General features: G+C 73.4%; 7 protein-coding genes. 3 read left to right on the top strand and 4 right to left on the bottom strand.

Translation table 11 applies throughout. The features are described 5' to 3' along the window. Positions 1 to 174 precede the first annotated feature (174 nt). Entirely contained in the window at positions 175 to 1374 is a 1200-nt protein-coding gene (locus tag ACIRRS_RS37565) for an agmatine deiminase family protein (protein WP_402981300.1), read from the top strand. Then, on the top strand, positions 1371 to 2279 hold the full coding sequence (locus ACIRRS_RS37560) for a DUF4436 family protein (protein WP_402981297.1): 909 nt from the start codon (positions 1371 to 1373) through the stop codon (positions 2277 to 2279). The genes ACIRRS_RS37565 and ACIRRS_RS37560 overlap by 4 nt, the downstream gene beginning before the upstream one ends. Positions 2280 to 2286: 7 nt before the next feature. On the opposite strand, the gene ACIRRS_RS37555 is transcribed toward ACIRRS_RS37560, so the two are convergent. The 4 genes from ACIRRS_RS37555 to ACIRRS_RS37540 form a co-directional block, all read right to left on the bottom strand. Next, entirely contained in the window at positions 2287 to 3441 is a 1155-nt protein-coding gene (locus ACIRRS_RS37555) for an agmatine/peptidylarginine deiminase (protein WP_402981294.1), read from the bottom strand. A 45-nt stretch (positions 3442 to 3486) separates the two neighbouring features. Further along, positions 3487 to 4515 (bottom strand): agmatine/peptidylarginine deiminase, encoded by a 1029-nt coding sequence (locus ACIRRS_RS37550; RefSeq protein ID WP_402981291.1) that lies wholly within the window; start codon positions 4513 to 4515, stop codon positions 3487 to 3489. A 147-nt stretch (positions 4516 to 4662) separates the two neighbouring features. Then, entirely contained in the window at positions 4663 to 5241 is a 579-nt protein-coding gene (locus ACIRRS_RS37545; RefSeq protein WP_402981288.1) for a TetR/AcrR family transcriptional regulator, read from the bottom strand. A gap of 57 nt (positions 5242 to 5298) precedes the next feature. Further along, positions 5299 to 6438 (bottom strand): PucR family transcriptional regulator, encoded by a 1140-nt coding sequence (locus ACIRRS_RS37540; RefSeq protein WP_402981285.1) that lies wholly within the window; start codon positions 6436 to 6438, stop codon positions 5299 to 5301. A 98-nt stretch (positions 6439 to 6536) separates the two neighbouring features. Between ACIRRS_RS37540 and ACIRRS_RS37535 the strand changes: the two genes are divergently transcribed. Beyond that, positions 6537 to 7592 carry a ferredoxin reductase gene (locus ACIRRS_RS37535; protein ID WP_402981282.1) on the top strand — a complete coding sequence of 352 codons (1056 nt, stop codon included), beginning with the start codon at positions 6537 to 6539 and terminating at the stop codon, positions 7590 to 7592. The last annotated feature ends 2 nt before the right edge of the window (positions 7593 to 7594 follow it).

Here is a 7594-nt window from a genome sequence, read left to right as displayed (position 1 = left end):
GGGGGGGGGGGGGGGGGGGGGGGGGGGGGGGGGGGGGGGGGGGGGGGGGGGGGGGGCGGGGGGGGGGGGGGCGGGGCCCCCGGCCCCCCCCCCCCCCCCGCCGCGCCGGGAGCTGACCGTTTCCTCAGTAGCCTGCGGAGCCGAGTCCCGACACACCTACCGGAACGAGGCCCCATGGCTCCCTCCCGGCCGTCCCGCCGCGCCCTCCTGCAGTCCGGGGCCGCGCTCGCCGCCCTCGCCCTGGCTGGCGCCTGCTCGTCCTCCTCCGGCGACACGGGGCAGGAGCAGCCGCCCGGCCCGAGCGGTGCGACCGGTGCGACCTCGCCCGGTGCGTCCGCCGCCGGGTGGGCGATGCCCGCCGAGTCGCGCCCGCACCAGCGCACGTTCATGGCCTGGCCGGCCCTGGAGGAGGTGTGGGGCGACCAACTCCCCGGCGTCCGGCAGGACATCGCCGGTCTCGCCCAGGCCGTCGCCGGCTTCGAACCCGTCGTCCTGATGGCCCGCCCCGACCAGGCCGACCAGGCCCGCCAGGCCTGCGGCTCCACGGTCGAGGTCCTGGAACTGGCCGTGGACGACCTGTGGGCCCGGGACACCGGCCCGACCTTCGTCACCGGCCCGCAGGGCCTCGCCGGGGTCGACTTCCACTTCAACGGCTGGGGTGGCAAGCAGACCCACGCCTCGGACGCCAAGGTCGCCGCCGCCCTCCTCGACCACTACGGCCTCACCCGCCTCGACGCCCCGGTCACCGGGGAGGGCGGCGGCCTGGAGGTGGACGGCGAGGGCACGCTGATGGCCACCGAGAGCGCCTGGGTCAACGACAACCGCAACCCCGGCAAGACCCGCGACCAGATCGAGGCCGCCTTCAAGGACCTGCTCGGCGTGCGGAAGGTGATCTGGCTCAAGGGCGTCGCCGGGCAGGACATCACCGACTGCCACGTGGACGCGCTGGCCCGGTTCGCCGAGCCCGGCACCGTCTTCCTGCACCGCCCCGCCGCCGACACCCCGCCGGACGTCTGGACCACCGCCTCCGAGCAGGCGCGCCAGGTGCTCCAGGGCGCGACCGACGCCGCCGGGCGCGCCCTCAAGGTCGTCGACCTGCCCGAACCGGACTTCGCACTGATCCAGGGCGCGGGCAAGAACTTCCTCGCCACCTACCTCAACTACTACGTCTGCAACGGCGGCGTCCTCGTCCCGCGCTTCGGCGACCAGGCCGCGGACGACCACGCGGCGGGCGTCATCGGGGACCTCCACCCGGGCCGCAAGGTCGTCCAGCTGTCCATCAACCACATCGCGGCGGGCGGCGGCGGCATCCACTGCGCCACCCAGCAGCAGCCGGCGGCGGGAGCCGCGTCGAGCCCCTCCACGACGGCGTGAGGGGCGACGGCACGAGGGGCGACGGCACGAGGCGTCTGCGCGGCAACCGCTTCGCGCTCGCCCTGCTGATCCTCGCCGTGCTGTGCTCCGCCGGCATCGCGCTCTACCTCAACGAGCGCGACACCCGGCAGCAGACCCGCGAGCTGGCCCTGCCGACGGCGGGGGACTGGATCGAACTCGACCTCACCGCCCAGGAGATCGACTCCGGCGCGGGCGAACTCGGCCTCTACGTGATGGCCGTCCCGCACGGCACCCTCGCCTCGGCGGCCGACCCTGCGGTGTTCACCCGTCAGGTCGACGTCGCCGTCCGCTCGGAGGCCCGCACCGACGTGCGGGCGGCGGCGGGGGAGAGCGCGACGCCCCAGTCCGTCAAGGCGAACCTGTACGACGGCACCGCGTCCGACTACCCCTTCGACCGCTACCACTTCGAGCTGGCCTTCTCGGCCACGGACGCGGCGGGCGCCGTGCCGGTCGGCCTGGTCTTCGCCGACGCCGACCCCTTCTTCGTGGTGCGCCCCGTCAGCACCCCGACGGCGAACGGGGCCGTCCTCCTGGACGGCCGGGTCTCCCGGGCGCGGAGCACCTTCATCCTCGCCTGGTTCATGATCGCCGCGATGTGGGCGCTCGCCCTGGCCGTGCTCGCCGGGGCGGAGGTGCTCTACCGGGGCGGCCAGGGGCTGGTCTGGCCCTCGCTCGGGTGGATGGCCGCGACGCTCTTCGCGCTGGTCGGGATGCGCAACGCGGCGCCGGGTTCGCCTCCGGTCGGCTCGCTGATGGACTACGTCGCCTTCTTCTGGGCGGAGGGGATCATCGCCGCGAGCCTGGCCTTCACGGTCGTCGCGGGCACCCGGGTCGAGCACCGCAGGCGGCGCGCGGAGGAGGCGGCCGCCTCCCCCGCGCCGTGACCGTCCGTCAGCCCAGGGCGGGGATGTCGTGGGTGGCGCAGTGGATGCCGCCGCCGCCCGCCGCGATCGCGTCGATCTTCACCGGCACGATCTCCCGGTCGGGGAAGTACTGCTTGAGCGTCTGCTGCGCCCTGGTGTCGGCCCGGTCGTCGCCGAACTTCGGGAGGTACACGCCCTTCGTCCCGATGTAGAAGTTCATGTACGAGGAGACGAAGGCGTCGCCGCGCCCGGTGATCCGGTCGGGGTCGGGCTGCTGGAGCTCGATGACCTGGAGCTTCTTCCCGGTCGCGTCCGTGGCGCCGCGCAGCACGCCGCGGGCCTGGTCGGCGGCCCGGGACCAGACGTCGGCCGGGCCGCCGGGGAAGGCCTGGTCGAGCAGCACGACGCCGGGGGCGGCGAAGCGCGTCAGGCAGTCCACGTGGGCGTCGGTGATGTCCTTGCCCTTGACGCCCGCCAGCCAGATGACCTTGGTGACGCCGAGCACCTTCTTCAGCTCGGCCTCGACCTGGTCGCGGCTCATCCCGGGGTTGCGGTTGTCGTTGACGACCGAGCTCTCGGTGACCATGAGCGTGCCCCGGCCGTCCGTCTCGAAGGAGCCGCCCTCGCTGACCAGCCTGGTCTCGATCCGCTCGACGCCGTACTTCTCCAGGACGGCGCGGGCGACCTTGGAGTCGTTGCCGCGCTGCTGCTTCCCGCCCCAGCCGTTGAAGTTGAAGTCGACGCCCTTGACCTTGCCGCCCTCCTCGACGAACACCGGCAGGGTGTCGCGGGCCCACAGGTCGTCGACGGCGATCGGCACGACCTCGACCGCGGAGCCGCAGGCCTTCCGGGCGGCGTCCGCCTGCTCCGGGCAGGCCATCAGGACGACGGGCTCGCGGGCGGAGATGGCGCGGGCGAGGCCGGCGACGTCGCGGCGCACGTCGGGGAGCTGGTCGCCCCAGACGGTCTCGGAGGCGGGCCAGGACATGACGGTGCGCAGGTGCTTCTCCCACTCGGCGCCGAAGCGGCGGGGGCCGGGGGTGCCGGTGGGCACGGCGGGCGCTTCCGGGTCCTCGATCCCGTTGGGGTCGCAGGCGGTGAGGCCGAGGGTGAGGGCGCCCACCCCGGCGCCGGCGGCGGCGAGGGAGCGTATGAGGGTGCGGCGGGACAGGGCGTCGGGCATGAGGGGTACTCCGGCTGTGGGTCGGGGGCTTGTGGGCGGGGTCCGTTACGGCATCGGCTCGTGCATGGTCGAGCAGTGGATGCCGCCGCCCCCGGTCATCAGCCGGTCGACGTCGAGCTGGACGACGGCGCGGCCGGGGAAGGCCGCGGCGAGAGTCTCCCGTGCGGCGGCGTCCTTGTACGGGTCGCCGAACTGGGCCGTGATCACACCGCCGTTGACGAGGTGGAAGTTGAGGTAGGAGTCGACGAACTTGGAGCTGCGCGAGCGCACGGTGTCCGGGCCGTGCACCACGATCACCTGGAGGCGGCGGCCCCGGGCGTCGGTGGCGGCGGACAGGAGGGCGAACTGCTCGCGGGCGTCGCGCGCCCACGCGTCGTCGCGGTCCGGCGGGGGCAGCTGCACCATCACCACGCCGGGCCGGACGAACCGCGAGGTCACGTCCACGTGGTCGTCCGTGATGTCCTGGCCCTTGATGCCGGGCAGCCAGATCATCGTGTCGGCGCCGTACGCGTTCAGGACGGCGTCCTCGATCTCGTCCCGGCTCATGCCGCGGTTGCGGTTCTTGTTGACCAGGCTGCTCTCGGTGGCCATCACCGTGCCGTCGCCGTCGGTCTCGATCGCGCCGCCCTCGCCGACGAAGTCCGCGAAGGAGTGGCGCAGTCCGCGCCGGGCGGCGATCCGCTCGGCGACCAGGGCGTCGTCGTAGTGGACCTGCTTGTTGCCCCAGCCGTTGAAGTTGAGGACCACGGCGTCCATGCCGCCGTAGCCGTCGCGGCGGAACACCGGCGCGGTGTCGCGCATCCACAGGTCGTCGGTGGGGATCGCGGTGATCACCTCCACCCGGGGGCCGCAGCGGGCGCGGGCCTTGTCCGCGCTCCAGTCGTCGGGGGCGCACATCACGACGGGCTCGAACTCGGCGATCGTCCGGGCGATCAGGGCGATGTCCTCCTGGACGCCGCCCAGGCGCAGGCCCCACACGCCCCGGCGGGAGGGCCAGGACATCCAGGTCCGCGCGTGCGGGACGTCGTCGGCCGGCACCCAGTACCGGGGCAGGTCGTCGTGGTAGCTGGTCATGAGGGTCTCCAGTTCGTGCGAGGGGGCCTGCTGCTTCAGGCTCGCACTGACTGAAAAATCAGTCAAACTTATCGGCGTGGCATCACTCCGACGGCTCGATCCCGTTGCGGAGAGTGATCCGTGCCGGTCTCAGGACCCGAGTCGGTCTCAGGACCCGAGCCGGGCCACTTCCACGTCGATCGCGTCCGCCATCAGCGTGCGGGCGTGCGCCAGCGGCAGGCTGCCGCTCAGCCAGCGGGTGCTCAGCCCCTCCAGAAGGGCCGTCAGCCGCTCCGCCGCACCGGCCAGCGCCACCGCCGAGGACATCGGCCGTACGGTGCCCAGCAGTTCGGCGATCTCCTGCACCCACACCCGGGTCGCCCGCGCCAGGTCCTCACGCAGCGTCTCGTCGAACACCGCGCTCGCCCGCAGCTCGCCCCAGGCGGTGCTGTTCTCCCGCACCTCGGCGGTGTCCTGGAGCTCCAGCAGCAGCGTCCGGTCCAACTCCTCGCGCGCCGTCAACGGTGGTGCGTCCTCGGCCCGTTCGGTCGTGTAGCGCTCGGCCCGGTCGTTGATGAACTCCAGCGTCTGCCGGAGGATCCCCGTCCGGTCCTTGAAGTGGTAGTAGATCAGCGCGGTGGACACACCCGCCTCGGCTGCGAGCTCCTCCACCCGCAGCCCGCGCACCCCCCGCCGCGCGATCACCCGCGCGGCCGCTTCCATGATCGACGTTTTACGACTGGCCACGATCCACCACCTTACCCGCAGGCCCGCCCAAGATCCCCCCGTCCGCTGAAAGTCCCGTCAGCCGGACCGAAGACCCACCGCCAGGGTCAGTTCGAGCACCCGGTGCGGCGATGCGAGATCCGGGAACAGCTCCCGCAGCTGCGACATCCGGTACCGGACCGTCTGGGGATGGACGAACAGCTCCGCCGCCACCTCGTCCCGCCTGCCCTGGTGGAGCAGCCACGCCCGCAGCGTCTCCTCCAGCCGCCGTGCGGTCGTGGTCGGCAGGGCCAGCAACGGTGCGAGCGCTCGGGCGCGCAGGTCCGCGAACGCCTCCGCGTCGGCACTCAGCACCAGTTCGGGCAGGTGGTCCTCGGTGTCGCGGACATCGGGGGAGAGGGAGCGCGCGCGTACGGCCCGTGCGTACGAGGCGGACGCACGGGTCCACGGCCGGGCCGGGCCGACCACGGCGTCGCGGTCGGCCAGCTGCCGCAGGAGGTGCGACCGGTCGGCGTCGGGGACGAGCAGCACGCTGGTGGCGTCCGGCAGGTCGTCGAGGACGAGCGTGCTCGGGTCGAGCGCCCGGTAGGCGGGCCGGCCCTGGGGGGCGGGCAGCAGGACCGCGGTCAGTGAGGCCGGGGGCTGCCATCCGGCCCGCTGGGCGGAGGCCAGCAGCACGTCCGGGCTCGCGCCGGCGAGGAGGTCGCGGGCCAGGTGTTCCAGGTGGCGCTCGCGAGCCCTGCCCCGGGCGGCCAGTTCGTCGGCGTGGCCCGCGGCGCTCGCGGCGGAGAGCTCGTCGATGTACGCGAAGGTCAGCTCGGCGAACTTGGCGACCTCGGCGGCGGGCAGACCCGCGGGGACGGCGCCCGCCGCCAGGCATCGCCAGGCCACGCGGGCGCCGACGCGGTAGGCGCTGAGCAGGGCGTCCATCGAACGGCCGTCGCGCACTTCGCCGCGGCCCAGCTCGTACGCCGCGTCGCCGGCGTCGCCACCCGTGGCGTTCCCGCTCGCGAGGTCCAGGTAGTGCCCCAGGGCGGTGTGGACGGCTCGGCGGATGGTGCGGCCCATGCGGCCCGAAAGGGCGTTCGCATAGGGAGGGACCTCGTCGATGATGGCCCGGACGACCTCGTCGGCGGTGGCCGTCAGCGCGGCCCGGAGCGCCGTGACCGTCTCCTCGTCCAGGGCCGGCTCGCCGGCCCTCCGGATGGCCTGGTTCATGTTTTTTGTTCCCTTTTTGTTCCCTGCGAACAATTCTGCCGACGAGATTTACGTCCTACGGTCAGGACTTTACGCCCTGCGGCGCACAAGCTGGAATCATGACGAGTGCAGCCCTCCGCAGCAGGGCCTGGAAACTGCTGGAGATGGTCACGACGCCGCTGCTGCCGTCGGACTACCTCGACCTGGTCAGCCCGCTGCGCGCGGGTGCCGACCTGCGTGGGCGCATCGAGGCCGTGCACCCCGAGACGGGTGACGCCGCGACCGTCGTGATCAGGCCGGGGCGGCGCTGGCGCGGCCACACGGCCGGTCAGTACGTGCGGATCGGGGTCGACGTCGACGGGGTGCGCCTGTGGCGTGCCTACTCGGTCACCTCGCCGACGAACCGCCGGGACGGCCGCATCACGATCACGGTGAAGGCGATCCCGGGCGGCAAGGTCAGCAATCACCTGGTCCGCGGGGTGAGACCGGGCACGCTGGTCCAGCTCGACCAGGCGACGGGTGACTTCGTGCTGCCGCGCGCCAAGCCCGCCAAGGTGCTCTACCTGACGGCCGGCAGCGGCATCACGCCCGTGATGGGCATGCTGCGCGACACCGGGCTCGACGACGTCGTCCTGGTCCACTGCGCACCACGGCCGCGTGACGTGATCTTCCGCGACGACCTGCACGACCTGGTCGCGGACGGGAGGCTGCGGCTCATCGAGGTGCACACCGACACCGACGGCAGGCTCGACCTCGCCCGTCTCGACGGCCTCGTGCCCGACTGGGCCGAGCGCGAGACCTGGGCGTGCGGGCCCGGGGGGCTGCTCGACGCCGCGGAGGAGCACTGGGCCGGGCACGGCGCCCTGGAGCGCCTGCACGTCGAACGCTTCCGCCCCCGCGTCGTCGTCGCCGGTGACGGCGGTGCGGTCACGTTCAGCGCCACCGGCAGGACCGTCGACGCGGACGGCGCCAGGCCCTTGCTGGACGTCGGCGAGGAGGCCGGTGTGCTCATGCCGTCCGGGTGCCGCATGGGCATCTGCTTCGGGTGCGTCACGCCGCTCAAGGCCGGCGCCGTCCGCGACCTGCGCACCGGCGAGATCACCGAGGCCGAGCCGGGCGTCCTCATCCAGACCTGCGTGTCCGCCGCGGCGGGCCCCTGCGACATCGAACGGTAGAA

Origin of the sequence: Kitasatospora sp. NPDC101183 (genome assembly GCF_044767945.1) — a bacterium.
GTDB lineage: Bacteria > Actinomycetota > Actinomycetes > Streptomycetales > Streptomycetaceae > Kitasatospora.
The sequence above is the reverse complement of the archived record's forward strand: the minus strand, read 5'-3'. Positions and strand labels throughout refer to the sequence as shown.

Bases quoted from the DNA above. Each gene is read 5' to 3' on its own strand.
- ACIRRS_RS37535 (WP_402981282.1), top strand. From the start codon at position 6,537: ATGACGAGTGCAGCCCTCCGCAGCAGGGCCTGGAAACTGCTGGAGATG.
- ACIRRS_RS37540 (WP_402981285.1), bottom strand. From the start codon at position 6,438: ATGAACCAGGCCATCCGGAGGGCCGGCGAGCCGGCCCTGGACGAGGAG.
- ACIRRS_RS37550 (WP_402981291.1), bottom strand. From the start codon at position 4,515: ATGACCAGCTACCACGACGACCTGCCCCGGTACTGGGTGCCGGCCGAC.
- ACIRRS_RS37555 (WP_402981294.1), bottom strand. From the start codon at position 3,441: ATGCCCGACGCCCTGTCCCGCCGCACCCTCATACGCTCCCTCGCCGCC.
- ACIRRS_RS37565 (WP_402981300.1), top strand. From the start codon at position 175: ATGGCTCCCTCCCGGCCGTCCCGCCGCGCCCTCCTGCAGTCCGGGGCC.